Origin of the sequence: Pedobacter sp. KBW06, from assembly GCF_003852525.1 — a bacterium.
Classification (GTDB): Bacteria; Bacteroidota; Bacteroidia; order Sphingobacteriales; family Sphingobacteriaceae; genus Pedobacter.
Map to the genome: position 1 here is coordinate 1,354,637 of NZ_QAJL01000001.1, position 24,995 is coordinate 1,379,631.

Below are 24,995 nucleotides of genomic sequence, written 5' to 3' on the forward strand. Positions count from 1 at the left end.
AAGAGCATCAGACTATGAACAAATTGTTAAGCCCCGGATAAGTTCCTGAATTTCTATTATTCTGAAAAAAATCAGCGGAATGCCGCAAATGCTGATATATTTACAACATCAGGCGAAATGAGATTGATAACGAACACGGCACCTGATTAAGAAAGAACAACAATACATGAATACTGAAATCGTAAAACTGCATACCGCAGGACTTGTTGTCCTGAAAGACGGAAAACTACTCCTGGCTTTTAGCAAAAATAAAAAAGCATGGTATCTGCCGGGAGGAAAAATAGATGCAGGAGAAACCGCCCTTCAAGCCATCATCAGGGAGGTTAAAGAAGAACTTAACCTTGACCTCAATAGCAAAAAACTGATACTTTATAAACACATTACTGCAGCGGCCTATGGTGAACATAGCCATATCCAAATGGAACAGGACTGCTTCATGTACAACCTGACAGAAAAAATAGCACCCGGCAATGAAATTGAAGAAGTACGCTATTTTGATCTGGAAAGCTATCTGCAGGAACCTGCTCAGGTTCCCGGTGTTTTAATGCTTTTCAAAAGCCTTGAAAAAGACGGAATATTGCCTATTCATATTTAAGGGCATCTATCGTATTTGCAACAGCGGTTTTGTAAGACTTTAGACTAACGGTAATCAGGGTGATGGTCATAGAAATCAAAAATGCCAGCAGGAATGGCCAGATACTAAGGTCTATTCTATAAACAAACCCTGATAACCAATGCGAAACAAAGAGATATGCCAATGGCCATGCGATCAGGTTGGCCATAAAGACCATGATCAAAAAAGAACCATTAAGCATTTTAACCAGTTCCAACGTAGAAGCACCCAGGACTTTTCTAATGGCAACCTCACGTGTGCGCTGAGCAGCAATAAAAGAGATTAACCCAAACAAGCCAATAAAGGAAATGAAAATAATCACTCCGGAAGCAATATTAAAAAGTACCCCGGTTACCCGCTCATTTTCGTAGTATTCATTAATGTCGTCATTTAGAAAATTAGCGTCGTAAACATAACTTGGATAGGTACTATTCCATAAAGCTTCTACCTTTTTCATAGCAGACATGAGCTTTCTGCTATCCAGTTTAATGGCCAGTTTAAAGTACCCTTCTTTCTGAGGATAAATCACAAGGGCCGAAATATTATCCTTCAGAGAGAGGTCATTGTAATCTTTCACCACGCCGGTAATGGTCATCTGAAATCCGTTGGTTCTTAAGGATTTGCCAATAACCTCCTGAGGATTTGAAATGTTCATCTTTTTCAGAAAAGTTTCATTTACCACACAGCCGTTCACAGTGTCACTTTTTATAAAGGCCTTCCCGGCAACAAGCTTCAAATCAAACAATTTAAAATAATCCTCATCAGCTTTTGAATTTCTCAATTCAAAATCAACATTTCTTTTACCGTTGTAATGAAAATCAGAAGAAGTGATGTCACTGGAAGAAGGAGCAGTCTGACAAAAACTAAGCGCTTCTATTCCCGGGATTTGAGAGGCCCTTTCCTTAAACGTACTGTATTTACGCTGGCTTAAGCTATCGGCTGGCATACCAACCATAGCAACGGCATCTTTGTTAAATCCAAGTGGCTTTTCCCTTAAATACTCCATTTGTTTCATAATCACCAGTGTGCCGATAATCAGCCCGATAGTAATGGTAAATTGTACCACAACGAGGACCTTCCGTAAACTCAGCCCGCTGGCATTCATCGCTACCTTATTTTTTATTGCTAAAACAGGACTAAAACCAGACATCACCATGGCAGGATAAAAACCTGCCAAAAAGCTCACCAGAACAATCATGATCCCCATGAACAGGAAGATCACCGGTTCTCCGAACAAACTCAATACGACCTGTTCTTTGAGCAAAGAACGCATCCCGGGAAGTGCCATCTCTGTCAGCACACAGGCAATGAGCATGGCGATCGTGGTGACGACAAAAGTTTCCATCAGAAATTGCACTACAAGCTCCTTACGCTGACCGCCGATGACCTTGCGCACACCAACTTCTTTAGAGCGGTTAACAGACTGTGCAGTAGCCAGATTCACGAAATTAATACAGGCCGTAAGAATTAAAAACAAACCAATAATACCCAATCCGTAAATTTCCTTTTTACTGATAGAGACATCCGCAAAGCTGCCATACCTTTCGTTAAAATGAATGTCACTTAACGGCTGTAATGCATTGGATTGATTCCCCAAAGCTTTTTTGTCCGGATAATATTTGTCGTTAAATTGTGCCAGTGGTTTTTCTAAATCGGCCAGCCCCAGTCCCTTTTTCAATAAGACATAACACTCCATTCCTGAACTTACACTTTCCCAGTTTACATATTTCTTACTGTTAAAAGTCTGATAACTCACTACAATTTTTAAAGGAAAACTGCTGTTTTGAGGTCTGTCCTTAAATACACCGGTGACCTTTAAATTCATCTGATTGGCAAATAAAAAGCTTTTCCCAATCGCCCCTTCCGTACTGCCAAAAAATCGTTTTGCAGTGCTTTCTGATAAGGCTACCGTATTGGGCGCTGATAAAGCCTGCCGAGGGTTCCCCGATAACCATGGCATATCAAAAATCTCAAAAAAGTCCGGCTCAGCATAATAAACGGGTTCATGAACCTTTATAAAGTCCTGTCCTTTTTCGTCCTTTACATGAATAATTCCCCACTTTTTAATGATGGCCGCAACTTTCTCCAAACCGGCAAATTCATTCCTCGCCGCCGGAACCAGTGGCAGTGGAATGCCTTTTGAATAATCATCATAAGTAGCATATTTCCAGTTGGTGACAAAACGATAAATCCGGTCTTCATTTTTATATCCTTTATCAAAACCCAGCTGGTAATTGATAAATATAAAAATGAGCAGACATGCCGCAATCCCAATAGATAAACCAGCAATATTGATGAAGGTATATCCTTTATTTTTCCAGAGGTTGCGCCAGGCAATTTTAAAGTTCAGAAGAAACATAAGGTCAATTTCTATAAAAATAACCATTGCTGTGCCAGAAAGAAATCAGGCCATAAACTCCTATTCAACAGCGAATTAACAAGTTGCCTTGTTTTAAATTGTTCATTTCTGAACAATTGCTGAACGATAGCGTACAACATCACCGGGTTATTTCCTGAGGAAGAGCGCTCATAACAATGCTAATATCGCTTTTTTCCAACCGCATTCTTTTAACACATTTTAACTTTTCTTTAACACTAATTAACGCAACATAGTTGTATCTTTAAACCTATCAAAGTTGGTTAACTTTGATAGTTGAAAATAGCCTGAAGGTAACTGCCTGGTCGCGTTTACTAAAAAGCTATAACAATCAGGAAGCCCCCCTCCTTGATTGTTTTATCGTTAATCCAGGTAGTTAGACGGATGTCTTTCTACCTGGATTTTTTTAATACCAGGTAAATGTGATGCTTCTTCATTTCCGGTACGATGTAGATTCAAAACAGAAGAATAAAAAATATCAAATAGAAAACATTTTTCCAACATTCATCTTAAATTAAATAAATCATTAATTTTGAAATACTTAAAATAGATTAGATGTTAAATAAAATAGCAACGGTACTACTCTGCATTACTTCAATCTCCTTATCCGCTCAGGAAAAGATAACCGCTGCCGATTTGGCCCGCTTTAACCATTATTTTGAAATTAAAAATGATAAACTAACGGGTGAGGGCGCTCAATTGTTACTCAGCAGGATGGCGGAAAGCCAATTTACGATGCTTGGTGAACAACACGCTATTGCGGAAATATCCCAGTTGACAAACGCCCTGCTCCCACATTTATCAATGCAGGGATATAAAAATTTTGTAGTCGAGGCCGGTCCGAAAAGTGTAGAACGGATGACCACTGAAATTAAAGAAAAAGGACAGCTCTACGATTTTAATTCAAAATACTTTAAGGAAACATGGGGTGTTCCTTTTGTCTTTTTTGATGGTAAAGAGGATGAAACCTTTTTAAAAACAGCAATAAAAAACAACTTTAAACTTTGGGGCATTGATCAGGAATTCCTTTATTCCTATTCATTTTTATTTGATCAGATGTATGAGCTTTCTAAAAACAAAGCACAGATAAGCCCATTTTACAAGACTGCCAAAAGCTTTTTGCTGGGAGAATTTAAAAAATCTGCAGCATCCGATGACTATAAAATGTTCGATCGCCTGTTAAATAATCAGGAAATAAAGGCATTCTTTGAAAAAGCAGGCTCCGGCAATGCAGCAATCAAAACCATCATCGCATCGATCATCAAATCCTGGGAGATCTATGCCTTATATGATAATGGAAAGTACGCGATGAGCAACTCCGGCAGGATCGCATATATGAAGTCCAATTTTGGAAAGAATTACAGAGAGATGGAAAGTAAAAATAAAATGCCAAAAGTCTTCTTTAAAATGGGAGCTGTTCACCTGTCGCTTGGAATAAACAGCCTTGGACTCTATGATATGGGAAACATGATCAAAGAACTCTCAAACCTCAATGATACCAAAGCCCTTTCGATCATCTGCGCGCCAAGATTTCAATACGAGAAAGATGGTACCATCACTGACAACATCAATGAAGAAGAACCGGAATTAATCCCGGTTTATCAAAATGCGGCCAAAGAGCGATGGACTCTGGTAGACAATAAAAGCATTGAAAATTATTACAAAGGACGTAAAGTCAAGTTGAGTGAAGCATTAAAAAATCAAATTTCAAAATATGATTTCACACTCATCCCCCCTGCTTCCCATAACACGCAACCGAATTATAAAACTCAGGACTAATTATCCATTCCCATCTGTGCTCAATACTTCGCTCATATAATCGAAAAACGGACGCATTTCCAGGAAGGTTCGTCCTGCCTCTTTTAAGAAATCTTCACTAAGCACCTCTTCATCTGAAAACGGCCTGATGAGCAGAAACTGCTTGTACCTCAACAGATCAATCGCTTCGTGTTCCAGATCAAATCCCTTAGGTTTTGTTTTCAGCTGATCCCCCTTTAATCCACCGAAGCAGGAGATAAACGAAGGGCTGCTGATGATCTTTCTCAAAGGCGCATCGTCAAAAGAGATGTCATCTCTGATGAGTTTTAAATCTGCCGATGAGGGTCCCCAGAAACCTCCGGCAATAAAACTCCTGCCTTGTTCAAGATGGAAATAATACCCACCTCTGCGAAAACTGGTAGCGCGGGTAAAGCTTCCGCCCCAGTAGGTCTGGTAAGGCGTCTTGTCATGGGAAAAACGGACATCCCTGTAGATGCGGTATAATGCCCGTTTTCCAGACGCTGTTTCAATCACATCATGGGTCCGGAGTCCGGCCAGCAAAGCTTCTGCAAATCCTTCCATGAGGATTTTTTCCTGTTCAAATTCAGGTTTATGCTGGTTGAACCAATCTCTGTTATTGTTGTTTTTTAACTGATTTAGAAAGTCAAAACCAGATTGATGTACTCGTAACGTTTTTTCAGGATAATTTGCCATGGGGCGTATAGAATGTATTTTATGTTTATGCTTTAGCAAGCAGTTTAATATCTGTTACTTCGAGAATTTGTTTTGGATAGCCTTTTAATACACTGTTGATCATGGCCAGGCCTACTTCTTGCATGGTGCTGACCCGATCCGGCATCAAAATTTTCAATAAAGGATAAAACCAGCTGATCACTTTATAAAAACTTTTAACATTCTGCTGTCCTGCTGTAGGTTTCATAAAACCCGGGCGGAAATTATACACCTTTTTGAAAGGCAAACGCATCAATGCATTTTCAATTTTTCCTTTTACCCTGGCCCACATGATGTTTCCCTTTTCCGAACTGTCGCTATGACTTCCCGACACATGACTAAAGACCATTTGCGGGTTAAGGCTTAACAATTTCTCTGCAAAACCGAGAGTCGTATCATAAGTAATATGACTATAATCAGACTCATTCATACCATTTGAACTGATGCCTGCACAATAAAAACAAGCGTCATAACCGGTTAACTGCTCCGAAAATTCATCCGGATTCAGAAAGGAAGGAATGATACATTCTTTCAGCCGGGGATCCTTTAGCGCATTGGATTTGCGGTTTACCATCAGTACTTCCTTTACCAGAGGGTGTTCCAGGCAGGCCAGCAGGACACCTTCCCCCACCAAACCGGTAGCACCTGTTAGGATTACTTTTATTTCCATGATTCAATATACAAATATGATGGTAAACCTATAAATATTACAAACCAGATCCTGATCCGGAAGATTTATTTAGTAATATTGAATAAACACATCATTTCGAAACCTTTTTATTTCTCAAACATGAAAATTACACTAGACCTTAAATCAATTATGATTGGATTTCTGGGGACTGCTTTGCTGGTCTCTATCATTAGTTTCAAAAACAACAGCGATGAAAATGAGGGCAAATTTAAGACGGTCATTGGAGAACAGGGCATTGTGATCCTGGATTCACAAACAGGAGCCTATATCATTGCCCCAATCATGCGGGAAGCAGGTAAGGTCCAATGGATCAAAGGGGATTTTTACAACACCCATAAAACAGGGAAAGACAATAAAAAAGAAAACTAAATAGTAAATCCCCTGCCTTTTAACAGTAAGACAGGGGATTTATTTAATGTAAAAATGGATTTAAAACCGCAATTCTACTATAACAACGCTTTCAGCTTCTCATCAATATCTTTCTCTTCTCCTGAACGAACAAGAATCTTTCCGTCCTTATCCAGCAAAATGTAAAAGGGCAAAAAAGGAGCTTCATACTGAGAGATAACCCTGGCCGTTCTGTTTTTTACGGGAAATTCATCTGTAACCTGAATCCATGGCATCTTTTCCTGATCCAAAGCCTTAATCCAATCCGATCTCCGGCTATCGTTGGTAATACTAACCATTTCAAATCCCTTATTCTGATATTCCTGATAGACCTTTTTCCAGTGAGGGATCCCTTCCCGGCATGGCTTGCACCAGCTGGCCCAGAAATCAAGCATCACATATTTTCCTTTTAAGGAAGAAAGCTTAAATATAGTGCTATCCCTCTTTAAGAGCTGAAAGTCCGGCGCATCTTTCCCAACCATCACTGCCTTCCGGGAATTGACACTCTTCAGGATTCCCCGGTAATAAACCGATTGCTTTGCCGCTCCATCTATTTTACCCAACAGTGCATCTATTTCAGGAATGGCCATATCTGAATTCATCCGGTAATAATTAGATAAGATATACGCGGCTGCAACCGATGACGGCTGCTTAACAAGGTATCCATTAATCCATTTCAACTGCCATGCACTACTCAGTTTACCCAAAGAATCAAATTTCAGTTTCATTTTTTCCTTTTGCTTCGGATCTTTCTCTACATCATACGCTTTATTCAATCCTGCAAATGCCTCCATAAATTTCAGCTGCTGAGGGTCCTTGTCGAAGGTCTGATAAGTATCCTGATTGCCGGACCCCGTAATGACCGGATCTTTTAGATTCGCTCCCTTGTCGCCTCCATATCCGGTATAATCGTAATGGACGGCTCCCGCAGTATCCGATGCAAAGGTGATATCGCTGTTTTCTACAAAAACATTCGCCACCCAATTACCGGGCTTAACGATAATGGTCATCATTTCCGGATTTTCGGCCTTCCCTTTCAATTCAAAGGTCCCGTTTTTAAAAACAACGCTGTCCAGCACTTTCTTCGTTCGCTCCTCCTCATCAAACTGCTGAAGAACGACCACTCCGCTATCGACTCCCTTTATGGTTCCTTTAATGCTAAAATGATCTGATGCAGAGGGTTTACAACCCGCTCCCAGTAGCAACATCAAGCCACCGGAAAGCATTATTGAGGTATATTTCATGTACAGTTTAAAGATTAATTGAACAATTCAGCCAGTTTTTTTGTCAGCGCTAAACCACGCAGGTCTTTGGCAATAATTTTTCCCTGAGGATCAATCAGCAAGGTGCTTGGAATTCCCATAATGCCATAATAGGTAGAGACTTCATTTTTCCAGCCCTTCAGATCTGAAACCTGTGTCCATGGCATATTGTCGTCCTTAATTGCCTTTTTCCAGTTTTCCCCTTTATCGTCAAGGGAAACCCCTACAACAGTGAAATTTTTGTCTTTGTACTCATTGTAAAGCTTCAGGACATTAGGATTTTCAGCACGACAAGGTCCGCACCAGCTCGCCCAGAAGTCTACCAGCACATATTTACCTTTGAATGCAGAAAACTGCACAGGCTTACCCTCAGTATCATTCTGTTTGAAATCCAGCATCGGTTCTCCAATGGCGCTCCGCTTTAAGACAGCAAGGCGCTCAGAAATACGCTTTCCCTCCCCGCTTTGCTGTGCCGATGGAGCCAGTTTTTCAAAGGCCAATGCCACCTCATCATAACTTCCCATCATTGCCTTTTCTGAAACCATACTAATGCTTAAAGGACTTGCAGGGTGTGCAGCAATGTAATTATTGTTCCGCTCCCTCCGCTGTTTCCTTAAGTCATCGACCTTTTCTTCCAATGCAATCTGCTCATCCTTACTTACCTTACCCCATTTTTCATACAAAGGGGATTCCTGATCATCAAGGTATTTCAAGGTTTTATCATAAGCCTCGTACTCGTCCTGCGACTTAGATCCGGTAATCTTTATATCCTCAGTACGCTTTCCTCCACTGATCTTAATGTTTCCACTTTCCACAAAAAACTGATAATACCTACCAAAAAGCATCGTACCTACCTTCTGTGGTTCAGCCATTTTCGTCACCCATTTAAACTGGCCATTATTGACCTTTACGGTATCTGTTACCGCCTTGCCATCCTTAAAGTAATAGATGGAGATTTCTTTCTCTTTCAGGCCCTCGAGCTTACCAGATACGTTTGCCGTTTGTGCGTAAACCGTAATGCCGCAGCACAACAGGGCTGGCATGATTAATTTTAATTTCTTTATCATCTTTGATTATTTTAATAGTTCTGCTAATTTTTTATCGAGATCCTCATCAGAACCACCATTGTTATCTCCGTACCGGCCGATGATCTTTCCCGATGGATCGATCAGGATTTTTGTAGGTAAAGAATGAATGCCGTACTTCTCAGAAATGTCATCCGGATTGGGTAGATTTTTCATCCTCAGATCCATATCCAGACCACGCAAAACGTGATGCCAGATGCCTATTTTATCCTGATTCACCGCCTTTTTCCAGGCTTCATGATTGCGGTCATCATCAGAAACACCGATAATCTCCAGCCCCTTCTCATGGTAAGTATTGTAGACATTAATCAGGTGTGGATTTCCTTTGCGACAAGGGACACACCAACTCGCCCAAAAATCAATGATCACATATTTGCCTTTAAAATCTGAAAGTGACAGCGGCTGATCGTTGAGGTCTTTCGCTGTAAAATTTGCAGCCACACTTCCAGGCATTCCGGATTCAATTTTGCGGATTTCCTTATATAGCTCTTGTACCGCTTTATCCTTTTTCATCGTCGCATTAAAGTTATTGTACACCCTTTTCGTCGAATCAAGCCCCATCTGCGCAAGGTAAAACCGCATCATATCTGCAGTCACATAAGAATTGGGATGGGCGATAAAAAAATCATAGGTGATCTTTTTTATCCTGTCATTATAAGGTCCCAGCTGATCCCGGATTTCTGAAGCTTTTTCATGATCTTTTTCTTTTTCTAAAGCATCAATCACGGGCTGCATTTCTTTTCGGATCCCGGCAATACTTCCATGAAGTTCATTCAACTCCAGCTGGGTTTTCGAACCGGTAATTTTGAAGTTCTTTGGCTCGCTGGAAACACCGGAAATCATTAGGGTTCCAGGCTCCAGATATATTTCCGTCATTCTTTCCCAAAACTGCTGGCGGGGAATCACCTCGTCTTTCTTTTTAAACAGAATTCTGGCGCCCACAGGCTTATTGATTTTGCCGCTAAGGCTAAATTTACCGTTCACAACAGGTTTGGATACCTGAACCTGTTTTCCCGTAGCATCTGCATAATAAAGCAGGACAGAATCGGCAGCACTTACATTTCCATTAAGCTGGAACTGATTTTTTGTTTGCCCCGACTGGGCAAAAGAAGCTTGCCCCTGATAAAAAAGAAAGGGTAGCAATAAAAGGTGACTTATTTTCATGATTTAGGGTTTTTACAGTTGATAAAAAGTATTTTAATTTTTGCTATAGCCTGGGTTCTGATCACCGATCATTGGATTCTTATCAAACTCCTCCTTGGGAATTGGAAGAATAAAATGATTCTTGTCTGTGATCGCAGGTTTTACCGCCAATACAAAAGACATTGGCATTCTCAATAATGCAGACCAGTCCTGCCCATCTTCAAAAGACAGGTTCCTGGCAGTTTCATTATAGAGCTGAATCAATAGCGCATCCGGGGTATTTGCATTGTCAATTGCAGAAAAATCACTGACACCTGCATGTGACAACACTGTTTTAAGCAGCGTTCTTGCTGCATTGAGATCCCCACCAGAGCGAACGATTCCTTCGGCCTGAAGTAAGTAAACTTCAGTGAGCCTCAGGGCATAGGAAACCTCCACCTTTGGACCTTTGTATTTAAGAATTCCGTCAGGTTCTGTCCCCACCACACCAATCATCCAGCTGTTTCTCGGATCAGTTGCAAAGAGCGCTTTGAACGATGGTGTAGCGGTATAGCCCGGACTGTTTCTATAAAAATAAGTATCAAACTTACTCACCTGATTCACTTTTGGAAACAGTCCAAGCATCACTTCTTTACTCTCCAGTCCCTTGGAACTAAAGATGTCCTGAAGCTGAGGTTCCAGTACATAGGGAGAATTCCGGATGATATCATCCGTTAAAGCAACTGCCTGGGCATAATCACCGGCAGCCCCCCTGATCATAAGGATCCTTGCTTTAAGGGCTTTGGCAACCCAGCGGTTGGTATAGTAGTTTACACTGCTCAGCGGTCCATGTGCAATCGCGTCATCCAGGTCGGCCAGAATAAAATCGTAACTTTCTTTAACAGAACTCCGCTTTTGAGCAATGTTATTAGTGGTGACAAATTCCTTCCTCAGCAATACGCCATAACTGCTGTTGAGGTCATGAAATTCCGCGAAATACCGCAGCAATCCCTGATGACCATAAGCCCTTAAAAGCCTCGCTTCTGCGAGAATCTCCAGCTTCCTGCTTCCGGAAAACTGTTGGTCCTGAAGTTTGGAAACCTGTTCAATGACCCCATTTGCTGCATTCAGCAGGCTATAATAGGTTCCCCATAACCGGGCAACAGCATAATCCGTTGCGGAAATGAGGTTGTTCTCATCCAGTGATGATCCCCCATGCGGATAAGTAATATAACCCGCCAGATAAGTCGGGGTAATTTCATGGTTCCCCGACCACAATATGCTGGGTGTCCCACGATCATCCCCACCTTCAGCTAACCGAAGGTAGACACCGTTTAAAGCCACTTCCGCACTCTTTTGATCAATGATCGCATTTCCTTCCACTTTAGACTGGGTAGGCAATGCATTTAGTTCCTTCTTGCAGGATACAGAAATCCCCAGTGCAAAAAAGCACATGCTATATATCAGAATTAATTTCTTCATCGCTTTAATATTTTATGATTAAAATCCCATACGAACACCAAAGGTGTATGACTTCACTGTTGGATAACTACTCACATCACGCCCGCCTCCGATCACACTTCCAGGATCGTCACTCACCTCAGGATCAGGCCCCGGATAATGAGTTACCGTGAAGATATTGGTCCCTGTAGCGTATACAGACAGGTTATTCATCCTCAGTTTCTTTAAAATCTTTTGGGAAACATTATAGGCCAGCGTAAGCGATTTAAGCTTTAGATAAGAAGCATCGTACACATTTAAATTGGTCAGCATTGGCGTGTCATCAAACATGTATCTTGGTCGTTCTGATCCGGTATTCGATTCACTATAATGTTCCAGCGCCCTGATCCCTTTATTGGGCAGGCTGTTGAATCCCATATCGCTCACATCCTTCTGATAAATCAGGTCACCGCCATAAGAAAAAGTAAACAGGGAAATCAGGCTGAAATTCTTATAACTAAGCGTATTGGTATAGCCACCAAAGAATTTAGGAGCCGCACGCCCAATAATGTCCTGCTTCCAGAAACTATTTTCAATTTCATAAGACATGTCGCCAATGTTCAGTAAAGGATCAAAAATGCTCCAGTAGGGAAAGGCCTTCTTGTAATCTTCCAGCTGTTGTGGGGTCTTGATCACGCCGTTTGCAACCCTACCGTACAACAAACCCAAAGGCTCGCCTTCTTTCACAATACTGGTGCCCAGGTTCAATGCATTCCGGTCATTTGGATTAGAAAAAGGACCGCCGTCAATATTGATTACTTTGGAAATGTTTCTTGAAATGTTAATGGCACCATTCCAGCTGAAACCTTTACTCCGGACAAAATCACCATGCAGGTCCAGCTCTAAGCCTCTGTTTCTGATTTTGGCAATGTTGTATATCACACTGCTGTAAGAAGAGCTGGGTGCAGGTGTAAGGTTTAAAAGTGCGCCATCGGTTACTTTGTTGTAATAGCCAAAAGTACCACCTAACCTGCCTTTAAAGAAGGAAAAGTCCAGCCCAAGGTCCTGCTGACTGGTCGCTTCCCATTTGATGTTTACGTTGCCCAGCTGGTTGGGTACCAGTGCATTTTTATCCGCATAAGCGTCGGGAGCATACAAAGTCCGCCACATATGGTCGCCAATACTTTGGGTTCCTGTTTTACCCATACTGGCCCTGATCTTAATCTCATCTATCCATTTCACACCTTTCAGGAAGTTCTCCTGAGAGACTCTCCATCCTATCGCTCCGGAAGGAAAATAGCCGACCTGATTGGAGGGTGAAAACTTGGATGAAGCATCAGACCTGCCGGTAAAAGTGAAGAGGTATTTATCCTTAAACACATAGTTCGCCCGGATGTAAAAAGACAAAAGGGAGCTCTGGCTCGCAGGGTTTGCGCCTTTTACCGATACTGCCGTTGCGGCAGAGCCCAGGTTATTGAGGATAAAATCATCGGGAAAACCCCTTCCCGTAGCGGAAAAGAAATCGGCTTTATTGTTCTCCCAGGATGTCCCGGCCAGAACGTTCAAACGATGGTCATCATTAAATTCTTTATTCCAGGTCAGCGTATTTTCAATAAAACTACTCAAAGAGTTAGAACTGGCCTGAGTACCTAAACCTCCCTGAGAATCTTCACGACCGTAAAAACCGCCAATCTCTACAAAACTTGGAACATAGTTTAACTGGTTATAAGCGCCATAGTTAACCGATAGCGTACTCTTAAATTTCAGGTCTTTCAGGATATCATATTCCGCGGAAACAGAGCCCATCAAAGTATAATCTTTCGCTCTGTTGGTTCCTGCAATTACGGCGAGTGGGTTTTGATAACCTCTGTAATCTGAACTGAGCAGGCCCAGTTCGGAGTAAGAACCATCACTGTTGTAAGGAGAAAATGTGGGTGGCGCAGTGAGTGCCTGGCCATAAACTCCGTTCGTAATGTTGTTTTTCGTATAACCAAAATTCAGGTTAGTGATCAGACGCAGGCGTTTGGAGATTTCGCTGTCCAGGTTTATTTTTCCGGAAAGACGGGTAAAATCAGTGCCTTTTATCGTTCCATTCTGATTGGTATAGTTAAGCGAAGTATAATACCTCGATCCGATCCCGCCTCCACTTAAAGCAAAGTCTGCATTCTGGGTAACGCCGGTTCTTAAAATCAGATCCAGCCAGTCGGTATCGGCATTTCCAAAAAATGAAGGATCATTCAGGATGCTTAAAGCTTGTTTTGCCGTCCCCGTTGTCAGGCTCAGGTTCAAACGTTTACGCTCATTGATGTAGTTATTGGCGCCTTCTCTAAGCCCGGCTTTATATTGCTCAGCATTCAACACCTTTTCTTTAATCGGTTTGTTAAAGCCCACATAATAATTGGCGCTAAGGAGTGGTTTAGAGTTCAGCTTTCCCTTTTTCGTGGTAATGATCACCACACCATTCGCCGCTTTCGAGCCATAAATCGCCGTAGCAGAAGCGTCTTTGAGGATGTCAATACTCTCGATATCGGAAATGTTCAGCCCCGCAAGATTGTTGAGCCCCCTGGAGAATGCTCCGGAAACACTGTTGTTAAAATCTTCACCATAATTGGCCGCCTCTACCGGATTCACGATGTCCGACTGCCCGTTGATGTAATTATTAGAGATCACGGTAGGAATTCCATCAATCACATACAGGGGATCATTTGTTCCAAGAAGGGAGGCCCCTCCACGAATTCTGATCCTTACCGCACCCCCCGGAGATCCGTCTGCTTTGGTTACCTGTACACCAGGCGTCTTTCCGGCAAGTGCATTGTCGATACTCATAAAAGGAACATCTCTGACTTCATTCACATTTACGGAAGAAACAGATCCTGTCAGGTCCTTTCTTCTGGTGCTTCCATAGCCCACCACGACCATTTCGTTGAGTTTGTTTAGTTCCGGCTCCATCTGCACCACCATCCCTTGTTTTGCGGGCAGTTCTTTAGTGACAAAACCTACACAGGAAAAAACAAGAATCGTATTTTCATCAGGTGCATTGATCGAAAACTGACCTTCTATATTGGTGGCAGTCGTTTTATTCCCGCCTTTAATTCTCACGCTCACCAGGTTAAGTGGGTTTCCATTGAGGTCTTTAACGGTACCATTGATGATCATCACCACCTTACTTTCTGTGCGAAAGTTCTGCTCTTTGAGCTTTTCCTTCACGAGAATGGTTTTGTCAAAGATGCTGAAGGTAAAGGGCTGCTGACTGAAGATCTGTTCCAGTGCAAAGGCAATCGGAACATTCGTTAGCGTTAAGGTTACAGGACTCGATTTCTCAATGAGCTGTGCATCGTACAGCAACTGATATCCGCTGAGCTTCCTGAGCTTTTGTAAAACATTTTTTAGTGGGGTATTCTTCTCCGTTAAAATGATCTGCTGGGAATACCCGGATGCTGAAACATGAAGACAGCAGATCAGGACGATAATTGCAGTCAATTTCATAATTAAAATTAATTTAGATTTTAAATCGAAGAATGAAGGGAGACCTTTTTTAGGGCAATAGGGTTCCTTGTATTGAATTTTGAAATTCATACATTTGTTTAGTTAAGGTTGTGGTTCGTTGATTGAGTTATTTTTTTACGGCTGTGCCTTAATAGAACCAGATGCGGTGCAACGCATCTGGTTTAATTTTTCCAGGCGGTGTATAAATGACTACATAGGCATTGTTTTTAGGTTAATATTTAGTGTTTTAAGTTGATCACTTTAATGGTCTTTTCGTCAATTTCAAACTGTATTCCTCCCGCTATTTCCAACATCTCAAGCACTTTTGAAAGGTTGACACTTCTGGAAATAAATCCCATAAAAAATCTGTTTTCCGGAACGTGGCTATAATCGACCTCTACATCATACCATCTGGAGAGCTGTCGTAAAATACTTTTCAGGTCCAACTCCTTAAAAAGGAAGTTTCCCTCTTTCCAGGCTGTAGCCATTTCAATATCTGCTGGACCGGTCTGAATGCTTTTCCGAAGTGTCGCCTGCTGACCAGGTTTTAGTACTGCAAAATCTTTTCCCTCAACAGGGTTTACAATGTCCCCGAGACGGCGAATGAGTACAGCTCCCTGAAGCAAAGTCGTTTTCGTGACGTCCTCGTCAGCATAGCTGCTCAGGTTAAAATGAGTTCCCAATACCGACAGCTCCTGGCGGGCCGTTTTGACGATAAAAGGTTGCTTTTTATTATGGGCAACTTCAAAATAGGCTTCTCCGTTTAATTCAACTTCCCGTGTTTTCAAATTTGTAAACATGGCTGGAAAACGGAGTGAGGAAGCGGAATTCAGCCAGACTTTCGTCCCATCCGGCAAAACAACCTGGTATTGCCCTCCTTTTGGCGTTTCAATCTTATTGTATCTCGGCTGGGTAATTTGAGCTGTACCCTGATCAGAAAGGGTATAGATCAGCTGCCCATCTGCCGACTTACTAATGGCTACCCCGGTCTCCTTAGCCAGTTGTCCGTTCGCGGCATCGTTCAATACAATTCGTTTTCCATCCGCAAGGGTCAAATAAGCTTTATTACCTCCGGCAGGAACGTCCTGTTTTGCAATCATTGCAGGAGTTGATCCGCCACGATGGAAATAAAAGAACAAAGCGCTGCTCAGGGCAATCAGAATCACAGCCGCAGCTGCAAAGCGCGGCCATAAACGCAACGGCGTTTTTTGAACTTCCGGCTCCTCATCGAGCCTGCTCCAGATATGATCTATGCGTTGTTCAGCTTCTGCATCGGCAAGATCAATCTCTTCATCTGTTCTCCATTGCAAATACCAGCTTTCCAGCATGCCAACCTCTTCCGCAGTACAATGTCCTGCGTCGAATTTTTCAAGTAATGATTTTAGTTCTTCTTTGTTCATCTTCTGAGGGCACTAATGATCTGGGTTTAAAGATATAGACCATCAACTCCCGCCGAACAGGTAGATTATTTTAAAAAAAATTGTCAGGGCTTGATAAAGAAGGCCAGAAAGGTCAAAAACCAGAGTTTTGCCCGCAGAATTCTCAGTGCATTGGTCACTTGTTTGGAAACCGTTTGCTCAGAAAGCTGTAACTGATCGGCTATTTCTTTATGAGACAGGTGATGTTTTCGGCTCAGCTCAAATATTTCTCTCATTTTTGAGGGAAGCGCAGCAATCTCTTTCTCAATGAGTATGGTCATCTGATGCTCGCGGACAAGATGGTCTGTAATGTTAACGGCACTTTTTGCCGTTTCAAAAAAGGAAGTAATGTAGGCAGATTCGATGTCTTTATGCGCCATGAATTTAAAGACCCGGTTCCGCACCGCGGTATATAAATACCCCGATAAGTGCGTTTTTAAAACAAAGCTCTCCCTGTTGTTCCATAACACTGCAAAAAGATCATGGATGATGTCTTCTGCTTCATCAGCATTCCTTAAACGTTTGTAAACATGCAGGTATAAAAGATATTTGTACCTGTTGTAAATTTCCGTAAAAGCAGCCCGGTCTCCCTGCTGCAATAAAATAGCCAATTCACCGTCGCTAAGACCAGTATAAGTTATCATCCCCATTTTCCCCTTAACATAAAGGTAACAAACACCTGTCAATGTTGATTAAACAATTTTGAATTTTGAGGGCATTCCTTTTTTTTAAAACCACTTCAGTTCATGAAAGTTCTGGTTAAAAAACCCGGTTAAAGTGCTTTAAAAACGAGGATGTAATTTCCTAATAGTAAAATAACAAATAATTACAGAAATTAACAATACCACTGCTGCCAATTAAAAATATTTATTTTATAAATTAGCAAACAATTTAAACAACAAAACGTTATAAGGGGTATAACTATCTAAAATATAAGCCAATGAACCCATTTGACATTGAAGTAACAGTGAGCAACAAAAAAGAAAAGCTACAAGTTGTTCCTTTTGAGAAAGAAAACAAGTACAAACTGCTTAATGGAGAGAGAGAAGTAGGAACAGTATGGCCTGCCAACGGAGAAAATGGCGGTTTATGGAAGTCAGATGTATTCATGACCCACCAGCAGCTGATTGAAATCGGTCAGAAAATTGCACAGCGTAACCAGTATGTATAATACATACCGGTTACCTCTTTAAAGCGGATGTCAAATGTTATTTCTTTTCTACAGGCAAATCCTTTGGAAGAACGAGGTCCTCTTCCTTTACCGGAACATAATCAATTGAAGTTGCATAAGCTTTACCTGTTTTCATATCAAGCCCAAGAATAGCACCCTCTTTAGAAAACAGCCCAAAAGGCCCGATTCTAAATGGCAGCTCTTTACAGATCCATAGTGTAACATCCCCTGATACCACACCCTGGCAGCTAAAACCTAAAATCTCTCTGGTTTTAGCAGGCTTATTCTCTTTGCTGCCCTCTTTTTTACCAACCTTATCGGCCATCGCCTGTAAGGATCTCTTTCCCTCTTTGTCAATCAGATAATAGGTACCTTCCACAGTCCCATCACTGTACATTCCCCGTCTGCCTCCCTCAAAATCCATCTTTACCTTTACGCCATCTTCACCTTCCTGTTCATCGGGGTTTATACGTTCAATTTTTGCCAGATTTCCTTTAAAATAAAGAATTTCCTGAGAGGTCGAGAATTCAGGGATCATATCCTTGAATTGTAACTGATCCGGTTTTAAGGAAGCGTGTAAATTTATACTCACTTCATAATTCACTTTACCCTGGGTCTTGTCCTGAGCACTTAAATTAAAGCCGATACCAAAGGTGACCAGCAATAACATGATTTTTGTTTTCATATGATTCTATTTTTTATTTGATTTTGGAAAATGTCTGAACTTGTAAACTGCAGAAATCTGAAAAAATCTGCCCAATGCATTGTTTCTTTTGTCTTCGATATAACCGTTCCCTGTAATCCTGCTGATGCTTTGATTCCGGTTTAACAGGTCTCTTGCCTCAGCTTTTATGGAGAACTGTTTCCCGATTTCTTTATTCAATCCACCATTTAATAATATCACACTGGTATTATAACCCTCACTCAGACCCGGCGTGCTAAATCCATCCATACTGCCTTCCAAAGACATTTTAAAAGGAAGGATCACTATACTTTCCAAACTATAGCTGAGCAGCCAGTTTTGCTCTGGTAAACGACTTGGCCCTGAAAATTTACGGTCGTTCCAGGAGGCACTGCCACGTCCGTTAAGGCTGATTTTATTCCCGAAATAGTAATTAAAGGACAGCTCCGGACTGATAGAAAATGTTTTAATGCTGTTCAACAGATAATTGTTCATGAGGCTGCTTTTTGAATAGCCGGCATTAATTTCAGCGGTCAGAGAAGATCCGCCCTTATCCAGTCTGGCTGTTTTGCCAATGTTTAGCGCATACCTGTAATTACCACTTACATTAATCGGGGTAATCAACTGTTTTCCGGTCGTTTCATCAGTAATGGTATGATCTGCAATCTGCCGGTTATACCAGTTCAGGTTAAAAGAAGCGTAAACAGAATTTCCGGAGCTCAGCTTAAAAGAGTTAAAAGCCAAAGATAAACGCTGACTTTTTTCCTGTTCCAGGTCCGGGTTTCCTTTACGGGTAAATAATGGATCAATATTGTCCTCTATTGGCTGCAGATTACTTACGGAAGGCATGTTGGCCTCCATCGCATAATTCAGCACCAATTTATAAGAACCAGACATTTTATAGCTCGCATATGCCGAAGGCAGCCATGCCTGGTAACGTTTATCTACCTGATAATTTCTAAGCACTGAATTTCCGTTCACGGAACTCTGTTTAAAGCTCCCGCCGGCTGTATAATTAAACCGTTTATAATTTCCGGAGATAGAAAGTTTGCTATTGTACTCCATCCTGTTCGAGGAGTAATTATCTGACAGAGCAGCAACAGGAAGGTCATAGTCACCATTCAGCGTATTTTTATTCTTCACCTGGCGAAGGTATTTCCCATGACTATAATAGAATTGCTGTCCTGCCTGTAAAAGGTAATGGGAAGAAAGTGGCTCAGTATAGACCAGATTGCTGTTAAGGTTAAAAATATCACCAGTATTCAGCGTTTGCTGATCGGTGTTTTCTGTGGTTTTCCCGGTTGCCTGATAGGTATTGTTGCTGGATTGATTAACAAAATCACTATTGCTCTGAAAAGATTCCGGACTAATCTCAAAAACCAATGTACGTCCGGGTTTTGTTAGCCGGTGCCTGAACATCGTATTGCCGCTAAACAGGTTGTTCCTCGACTTGCTGTTAAACAATTGCGTTCCGTCATTTATCGACATAGCCTGCATTCCTGCCGTAACTGAACGGTAAGTCTGATCGGAGTTTCTGTCGGAACTGCTTAAATTAATCCGGGGACTGATTTTAAGAGAACTGCGGTTGCTCAGTTTAACATCAGCGCTCAGATCTATACGCTGATTATTCGTACGGTCTGTTTTTGTCCCTGACTGGAAATAATTATAGGGCGACTGCAAAAGCAGGTATTGCCGCGCATTGTCGAACTGATCGAGGGTGCTGTTATCGTTAAAAAAATAACTGCTGCGAAACTTAAAGCGGTCAGACCAGTCATTGTTAAAGTTTAAACCACCATATTTTGTATTTGTTAATCCCGAAGGCCGGGCCATCTCCGCAAGTGCTTCACTGCTTCCTTCGATCTTGACAGATTTCATCTTCATCAGTTCCGACAATGCAGATGGAGGCAGACTGTTGAACATCTCCGGATTTTGACTCAGTAACCTGATCAGTTCAGTTGCACTGAAACCCGATTTATTGACATTATTGCCCTTAAGGAGTAAAGACAGCTGTGCTTCATTCACAAAACTATTGACATTCGCTCCCGCCTCATAACGACCGGCATCCCCAATCCCGGCATTTAGGTTTCCAAAATACCCCCGTTTTCTGTCTTTCTTCGTAATCAGATTGATGGTCTTCATTTGTTTCCCATCCGGAACTCCGGTAAACTCGGCCATGTCACTGTTCTTATCCAAAACCTGCACTTTCTGGATCATATCAGCAGGCAGGTTACGCGTTGCCACTGAAGGATCACTGCCAAAGAACTCTTTTCCATCTACCAATACCCGCTGGACTACCTCCCCCTGAGCTTTAATCGTTCCGCTTTTGTCTATATTCACTCCCGGAAGTTTCCTCAGCAGGTCTTCAACAACAGCATTGTCCTTAGTTTTGAATTTCGTTGCATTGTATTCGATGGTATCTCCCTTCATCCCTACAGCCGGTCCATCGTCTTTAATGACGACTTCTTTTAACTGAATTCCCCGGTCGGGCCGGAGATATATGTTACCTGGAAAGGTCTTGAACTTACCTGCAGGAATACTGAAATGAATCAATGTGTCTGTGTAGCCGATGGCATGGATCTGCAGGTTATAATCTCCTTTTTGAAGCCGGTCGAAAATAATCAGGCCCTGGGCATCAGTTGCCCCCGACTTTTTAACGGTAGTATCCTTTTGATGCTGCACCTTAACCGAAACATTCGTTAAGGCTGCTCCCGTATTGGCATCAATGATTAAAGACCTGAACTGTTGCTGTGAAAATGCCGGGCTGGTCCATCCCAACAGGATCAAAGCCATCAGCCCGAAAAACTTATTGTTACTCCTCATCATGTCACAAAACTAATGTGACAATTTCCCAACCTGAGTTAACGAACGTTGATATAACCTTAACAAAGGTTAGAAAAAAAACCGAAGCTTATACGATGAGCTTATACCCTCTCCCCCGAACGTTCACGATCTGAACATTTACATCCTGCGACAGGTATTTGCGGATCCTGGTGATGTACACATCCATACTACGGGTATTGAAAAAACTATCGTCTCCCCAAAGCTCAATGAGCATCTCTTTTCTTGAAGTAATCTCGTTTAAATGATTGGCCAGGCTCTTTAGGATTTCAGCTTCCCGCTGAGACATCCGCTGAACTTCACCACCAAAATGCAATTCCTGGCGATTGGGATCAAAGATATAGTTGCCAAGATAATAAAGATCCGGATTTGTATTCCCGCTGGCCCTGCTTCTTTTAAGCAGTACCTGAATGCGCATCAGCAATTCTTCTACACTAAAAGGCTTCTTCATATAATCGTCGGCCCCGGCATGAAAACCTTTTAATACATCCTGAATTTCACTTTTTGCAGTGAGTATGATCAATGGAATATGTTTATCCCTGCTCCTGATTTCTTCAATCAGCGATAAACCATCTTTCTGCGGCATCATGATATCGATAATGCATAAATCCGGATTAAAATGCTGAAAATGATCTAGACCTTCCAGACCATTGCTGGCATGGCTTACCTTAAAACCTTTCATTTCCAGGGTTTCTTTCACTACTCCTGCGAGTATCGGCTCATCTTCGACCAATAATAACTTTACTTCATCATTCATTTCTTATTCAATTGGACGGTAAATACTGATCCTTTTTTCAACTGACTAACCACACTAATTTCTCCACCCATCTTTTCGATCAGGCTTTTCACATGACTAAGTCCCAGGCCATAGCCTTTAACCTCATGAATATTTCCCTGTGGAACACGGTAAAATTTATCGAAGACATAGGCTTGATGCTCCTCACTAATCCCTATTCCAAAATCAGTAATGCTGAAAAAATAATGCTTTGAATCCTGTGTAACAGCAAGTCTGATCAATTTGTCGTTTCCGGGAGTATATTTAATCGCATTATCCAGAAGATTGGAAAGTACTGTTTTTAAGGCCTCCGGCCAGGTATTGACCAGATAGTTATTGACCTGAAGATCAAGCTCGATTGTTACGCCCTTCAACTCCATAAAACGGGAAGCAACTACTTTTAGCAAATCATGAAGGTAAATCATTTCCGGCTTTCCAAGCCCATGATCCCCATGGTCCATTTTGCTGAGGGAAAGTATGCCGTCAATCAACCCCTGTAATTTATAGAGCTCATCTTTGCTTAACCTCAGGTAACGCTCTGTTTTTTCCTGATCTTTTAAGCCGTCAAAATTCAATAAAACATCATTGGTTGTACTTAGAATGGCCAGAGGTGTTTTAAGTTCATGACTGATATTACTAATGAAATCATTTTTCATGTTCTCCAGTTTTTTTTGCCGGTAAATGATCCTGGCCAAAAGAGCGATGCATCCCGTAATCAGCACCACCAATAAAAAAGAAAGTACAATGGGCCACAATATTTTAATTAACAACAGCTTACTCACTCCTGAAAATTCAGCGGCGACCAACTGTTTATTGTTTTTCAGCTGAACAAGAATGGTTCCCGAACGGGGATTGATTTTAGTTCCTTTCTTAAGTACAGATAACCTGAAAGGAAGGGTAATTTTTCGGATTTTAAGTTCTTCCCGATAGCTTTTATTTAATACTGCAGGGTTCAATTGAGAAAAGGAGCTCATGGAAAGCACTTCAGACAAGAAACTGTTCATGCTTTCAGTTGGTTCCTTAACGGTAAATACCGTATCCTGATTAGTCGGATTTGATGGCATAATCAGCTTTTGCAGACTTTCGGCATCAAGGTTTTCTAAATCCAGCTTTGCAGATAATTTAACAGACCTCTTTTCTCCGAGGGTAACCACCTTACCCGGCAGGGAATTTATAACGGCCTGGTCATAGGCTTTTTGTAAAGCATCAGTCGCCAGCTGTTCAAAGCTGACTTGTTGATTTACATAAGTAATGCGTAACCAGTACAACTGAAACACCAAAACTGCCATTGCAGTCGGGATAGTGATATACCAGATGCGCTTAATAATAAAGTCCATTGACAAATATAAGTCAATGGACTTTAAACTGTTAACGCAATTAACATTCGTTAACAAAACTGCAACTATCTTTAACTTAAGGCCAAAAGCATAGTCTTTATAAATCTATTTTGCTGGTGTGATCACAATTTTCCTGAATTCAATCGGTCCATGATCTCCCTGAATATAGATCGGTCCGGCTTCTCCCTCGTTGCTGTCCAGTGCACCGCCGGTAATTCCCGGAATCTCCTGATTGCTGATCACCGTTTTTCCGTTTGCAACGACTGTTACCAACCGGCCAACCAGCGTAATATCATAGCTTTGCCATTTGTCTGGACCTAAAGCAGCAATTTCATTGGGTGGTAAGAAACCATATATCCCGCTAAACAATACGCTTGAAGGGTGTGCATCTTTTGGACTGTCTTCGATTTGTGTTTCATAACGTCCTCTTAAATACACCCCGCTATTGCTGCCTTTCTGATACCTGAATTCTACATGTAACTTAAAATCATTAAACTTTTGATCAGAAATCAAATTGGCACCAGACTGCGGACTTGTCAATACACCATTTTTAACCAGCCACTGATTTTTACCCAGTGCTTTCCAGCCCTTCAGGTCTTTTCCATTGAACAAAGCAATTGGCTTAGCCCAGGCGGTTACTGTTCTTTTTAATGCGGGTGCCTTTACGCCTTTCCAGGTATATTTTTTCCCTTCACTACTAACGAGGGTACCATGAATTTCAGTTCCCGATACCTCTCCTTCAATCACTACATCCTGAGTACCTTGCTCCCATTGTGGTGGAATCGCAAAGCTGAACTTGCCTTTGTCAAAGTTTACTTTTGCAATGGGACGTGCACTGCCCGATACGCCGACAAAATAACCAACCAATGTGCGGTAACCGGAAAGCTTAACCTCCAGCCAGGAAGGGACAGACTTTCCATCCTCGTCCATGGTAATGTCCCAGCGACCGATTAAGTCTTTTGCAGTTACTTCCTGCTTAACCTTAGCGGATGGGAAATGGTCTGCTGCAAATAGTGTATTTGCCGCCCCAAATGTTAACAGGCTGCTTAGCCCCAATAAGAGAAATTTTTTATTCATATGTGGTTCGAATGATAATAATTAGGTATCGTAAGATAGGATTTATTCCGCAATTGCGGTAACAGCTATTTCTTCATAAGCAACCTCAAATCGGTCAGATTTTTCTTTAAGCCAATGATCAGCTCCGTCAATAATTCTACCGTATGGTCGTCATGATTCAACAAGCGGAAACTTTCCTCATTTGGAAGGACAAAACGCCTTTTCAATACCAATGGAATCTTATAACTCTCCGCTGTCAATACACAGGCATAGAAGTACAGGCTCTCAATAAACTCCGATAAGGAGCGCTCATAATAAAGCTTTAACTTTTTATAACTTTTGGATCTTTTAAAGACCAGGATATATGGCCTGTAACGTAAGGCCTGAATCACAAGTAAAGGGTCTTCCAAATCCTCTACCTCATCAATTCCAAACCTTAAGGTCAGTTCTCCCTTACAATGGATCAGCTTCAGCTGGGCGTCAAAGCAATTTTGAACGAAAGGATCTTCAATTTTTTCAAAGAAACCCAGGTCTTCGATGCTTTGTTCGTATGGATCATTGAAATCTTTAGCATAAGATTTCATCGACTTTTTAAAAGTCAGAAAGTAGGTATACTCATAAAGGTCGGAATGCATCTGTGTCAGCAACACACCTAAACCCCTGATACACAAATTAGAATCGTAAGGATCATTTCTTGAAATTTTCATACTGCCTCTATTTTCTTAATCGCCCAAAAGCAGGGATTCAGCTTGGTTTTAAACTTAA

General features: G+C 41.6%; 20 protein-coding genes. 4 read left to right on the plus strand and 16 right to left on the minus strand.

What is annotated here, in order from left to right:
- Positions 1 to 166: 166 nt before the first annotated feature.
- Positions 167 to 595: an NUDIX hydrolase gene (locus DBR43_RS05305; RefSeq protein ID WP_124578604.1), complete on the plus strand. Its 429-nt coding sequence runs from the start codon at positions 167 to 169 to the stop codon at positions 593 to 595.
- Here DBR43_RS05305 and DBR43_RS05310 read toward each other — a convergent pair.
- Positions 582 to 2,972: an ABC transporter permease gene (locus DBR43_RS05310; RefSeq protein WP_124578606.1), complete on the minus strand. Its 2,391-nt coding sequence runs from the start codon at positions 2,970 to 2,972 to the stop codon at positions 582 to 584. The two genes, DBR43_RS05305 and DBR43_RS05310, sit on opposite strands and share 14 nt — an antisense overlap.
- A 573-nt stretch (positions 2,973 to 3,545) precedes the next feature.
- On the opposite strand from DBR43_RS05310, the gene DBR43_RS05315 reads away from it, so the two are divergent.
- Positions 3,546 to 4,769, plus strand: coding sequence for a hypothetical protein (locus tag DBR43_RS05315; RefSeq protein WP_124578608.1), 1,224 nt, complete (start codon positions 3,546 to 3,548; stop codon positions 4,767 to 4,769).
- On the opposite strand, the gene DBR43_RS05320 is transcribed toward DBR43_RS05315, so the two are convergent.
- A complete protein-coding gene (locus tag DBR43_RS05320; RefSeq protein ID WP_124578610.1) occupies positions 4,770 to 5,462 on the minus strand; it encodes a DUF2461 domain-containing protein in 693 nt (230 codons plus the stop codon).
- Positions 5,463 to 5,487: 25 nt separating this feature from the next.
- Positions 5,488 to 6,150: an NAD-dependent epimerase/dehydratase family protein gene (locus DBR43_RS05325; protein WP_124578613.1), complete on the minus strand. Its 663-nt coding sequence runs from the start codon at positions 6,148 to 6,150 to the stop codon at positions 5,488 to 5,490.
- Between the two features lie 120 nt (positions 6,151 to 6,270).
- Here DBR43_RS05325 and DBR43_RS05330 point away from each other — a divergent pair, with 120 nt between their 5' ends.
- On the plus strand, positions 6,271 to 6,540 hold the full coding sequence (locus DBR43_RS05330) for a hypothetical protein (protein WP_124578615.1): 270 nt from the start codon (positions 6,271 to 6,273) through the stop codon (positions 6,538 to 6,540).
- A gap of 77 nt (positions 6,541 to 6,617) precedes the next feature.
- Here the strand turns inward: DBR43_RS05330 and DBR43_RS05335 are convergent, their stop codons facing one another.
- The 7 genes from DBR43_RS05335 to DBR43_RS05365 form a co-directional block, all read right to left on the minus strand.
- Entirely contained in the window at positions 6,618 to 7,802 is a 1,185-nt protein-coding gene (locus DBR43_RS05335) for a TlpA disulfide reductase family protein (protein WP_124578617.1), read from the minus strand.
- A 14-nt stretch (positions 7,803 to 7,816) separates the two neighbouring features.
- A complete protein-coding gene (locus tag DBR43_RS05340) occupies positions 7,817 to 8,887 on the minus strand; it encodes a TlpA disulfide reductase family protein (RefSeq protein WP_199756960.1) in 1,071 nt (356 codons plus the stop codon).
- A 6-nt stretch (positions 8,888 to 8,893) separates the two neighbouring features.
- Positions 8,894 to 10,069 carry a TlpA disulfide reductase family protein gene (locus DBR43_RS05345; RefSeq protein WP_124578619.1) on the minus strand — a complete coding sequence of 392 codons (1,176 nt, stop codon included), beginning with the start codon at positions 10,067 to 10,069 and terminating at the stop codon, positions 8,894 to 8,896.
- 33 nt (positions 10,070 to 10,102) lie between these two features.
- Positions 10,103 to 11,509 carry a RagB/SusD family nutrient uptake outer membrane protein gene (locus DBR43_RS05350; protein ID WP_124578621.1) on the minus strand — a complete coding sequence of 469 codons (1,407 nt, stop codon included), beginning with the start codon at positions 11,507 to 11,509 and terminating at the stop codon, positions 10,103 to 10,105.
- A gap of 18 nt (positions 11,510 to 11,527) precedes the next feature.
- The gene (locus DBR43_RS05355; protein ID WP_124578623.1) at positions 11,528 to 14,953 is read right to left on the minus strand and encodes a TonB-dependent receptor; all 3,426 of its coding nucleotides are present in this window, start codon (positions 14,951 to 14,953) and stop codon (positions 11,528 to 11,530) included.
- A 239-nt stretch (positions 14,954 to 15,192) separates the two neighbouring features.
- Positions 15,193 to 16,353 carry a FecR family protein gene (locus tag DBR43_RS05360; protein WP_124578624.1) on the minus strand — a complete coding sequence of 387 codons (1,161 nt, stop codon included), beginning with the start codon at positions 16,351 to 16,353 and terminating at the stop codon, positions 15,193 to 15,195.
- An 83-nt stretch (positions 16,354 to 16,436) separates the two neighbouring features.
- Positions 16,437 to 17,015, minus strand: a complete 579-nt coding sequence (locus DBR43_RS05365; RefSeq protein ID WP_124578625.1) for an RNA polymerase sigma factor — start codon at positions 17,013 to 17,015, stop codon at positions 16,437 to 16,439.
- A 296-nt stretch (positions 17,016 to 17,311) separates the two neighbouring features.
- Here DBR43_RS05365 and DBR43_RS05370 point away from each other — a divergent pair, with 296 nt between their 5' ends.
- A complete protein-coding gene (locus DBR43_RS05370) occupies positions 17,312 to 17,542 on the plus strand; it encodes a hypothetical protein (RefSeq protein ID WP_124578626.1) in 231 nt (76 codons plus the stop codon).
- Between the two features lie 37 nt (positions 17,543 to 17,579).
- Here the strand turns inward: DBR43_RS05370 and DBR43_RS05375 are convergent, their stop codons facing one another.
- The 6 genes from DBR43_RS05375 to DBR43_RS05400 all read right to left on the minus strand — a co-directional run bounded on the left by DBR43_RS05375 (position 17,580) and on the right by DBR43_RS05400 (position 24,937).
- Positions 17,580 to 18,227, minus strand: coding sequence for a hypothetical protein (locus DBR43_RS05375; RefSeq protein WP_124578628.1), 648 nt, complete (start codon positions 18,225 to 18,227; stop codon positions 17,580 to 17,582).
- A gap of 6 nt (positions 18,228 to 18,233) precedes the next feature.
- Positions 18,234 to 21,047 (minus strand): TonB-dependent receptor, encoded by a 2,814-nt coding sequence (locus tag DBR43_RS05380; protein ID WP_124578630.1) that lies wholly within the window; start codon positions 21,045 to 21,047, stop codon positions 18,234 to 18,236.
- An 85-nt stretch (positions 21,048 to 21,132) separates the two neighbouring features.
- Positions 21,133 to 21,819, minus strand: a complete 687-nt coding sequence (locus tag DBR43_RS05385) for a response regulator transcription factor (protein ID WP_124578632.1) — start codon at positions 21,817 to 21,819, stop codon at positions 21,133 to 21,135.
- Entirely contained in the window at positions 21,816 to 23,174 is a 1,359-nt protein-coding gene (locus tag DBR43_RS05390) for a sensor histidine kinase (protein WP_124578634.1), read from the minus strand. The genes DBR43_RS05385 and DBR43_RS05390 overlap by 4 nt, the downstream gene beginning before the upstream one ends.
- A 105-nt stretch (positions 23,175 to 23,279) precedes the next feature.
- Positions 23,280 to 24,251, minus strand: coding sequence for a DUF1080 domain-containing protein (locus DBR43_RS05395; protein ID WP_124578636.1), 972 nt, complete (start codon positions 24,249 to 24,251; stop codon positions 23,280 to 23,282).
- Positions 24,252 to 24,316: 65 nt separating this feature from the next.
- Entirely contained in the window at positions 24,317 to 24,937 is a 621-nt protein-coding gene (locus DBR43_RS05400) for a hypothetical protein (RefSeq protein ID WP_124578638.1), read from the minus strand.
- Between the last annotated feature and the right edge of the window lie 58 nt (positions 24,938 to 24,995).

Coding starts and splice junctions, on each gene's coding strand:
- DBR43_RS05305 (WP_124578604.1), top strand. CDS start 167: ATGAATACTGAAATCGTAAAACTGCATACCGCAGGACTTGTTGTCCTG.
- DBR43_RS05310 (WP_124578606.1), bottom strand. CDS start 2,972: ATGTTTCTTCTGAACTTTAAAATTGCCTGGCGCAACCTCTGGAAAAAT.
- DBR43_RS05315 (WP_124578608.1), top strand. CDS start 3,546: ATGTTAAATAAAATAGCAACGGTACTACTCTGCATTACTTCAATCTCC.
- DBR43_RS05320 (WP_124578610.1), bottom strand. CDS start 5,462: ATGGCAAATTATCCTGAAAAAACGTTACGAGTACATCAATCTGGTTTT.
- DBR43_RS05325 (WP_124578613.1), bottom strand. CDS start 6,150: ATGGAAATAAAAGTAATCCTAACAGGTGCTACCGGTTTGGTGGGGGAA.
- DBR43_RS05330 (WP_124578615.1), top strand. CDS start 6,271: ATGAAAATTACACTAGACCTTAAATCAATTATGATTGGATTTCTGGGG.
- DBR43_RS05335 (WP_124578617.1), bottom strand. CDS start 7,802: ATGAAATATACCTCAATAATGCTTTCCGGTGGCTTGATGTTGCTACTG.
- DBR43_RS05340 (WP_199756960.1), bottom strand. CDS start 8,887: ATGATAAAGAAATTAAAATTAATCATGCCAGCCCTGTTGTGCTGCGGC.
- DBR43_RS05345 (WP_124578619.1), bottom strand. CDS start 10,069: ATGAAAATAAGTCACCTTTTATTGCTACCCTTTCTTTTTTATCAGGGG.
- DBR43_RS05350 (WP_124578621.1), bottom strand. CDS start 11,509: ATGAAGAAATTAATTCTGATATATAGCATGTGCTTTTTTGCACTGGGG.
- DBR43_RS05355 (WP_124578623.1), bottom strand. CDS start 14,953: ATGAAATTGACTGCAATTATCGTCCTGATCTGCTGTCTTCATGTTTCA.
- DBR43_RS05360 (WP_124578624.1), bottom strand. CDS start 16,353: ATGAACAAAGAAGAACTAAAATCATTACTTGAAAAATTCGACGCAGGA.
- DBR43_RS05365 (WP_124578625.1), bottom strand. CDS start 17,015: ATGATAACTTATACTGGTCTTAGCGACGGTGAATTGGCTATTTTATTG.
- DBR43_RS05370 (WP_124578626.1), top strand. CDS start 17,312: ATGAACCCATTTGACATTGAAGTAACAGTGAGCAACAAAAAAGAAAAG.
- DBR43_RS05375 (WP_124578628.1), bottom strand. CDS start 18,227: ATGAAAACAAAAATCATGTTATTGCTGGTCACCTTTGGTATCGGCTTT.
- DBR43_RS05380 (WP_124578630.1), bottom strand. CDS start 21,047: ATGATGAGGAGTAACAATAAGTTTTTCGGGCTGATGGCTTTGATCCTG.
- DBR43_RS05385 (WP_124578632.1), bottom strand. CDS start 21,819: ATGAATGATGAAGTAAAGTTATTATTGGTCGAAGATGAGCCGATACTC.
- DBR43_RS05390 (WP_124578634.1), bottom strand. CDS start 23,174: ATGGACTTTATTATTAAGCGCATCTGGTATATCACTATCCCGACTGCA.
- DBR43_RS05395 (WP_124578636.1), bottom strand. CDS start 24,251: ATGAATAAAAAATTTCTCTTATTGGGGCTAAGCAGCCTGTTAACATTT.
- DBR43_RS05400 (WP_124578638.1), bottom strand. CDS start 24,937: ATGAAAATTTCAAGAAATGATCCTTACGATTCTAATTTGTGTATCAGG.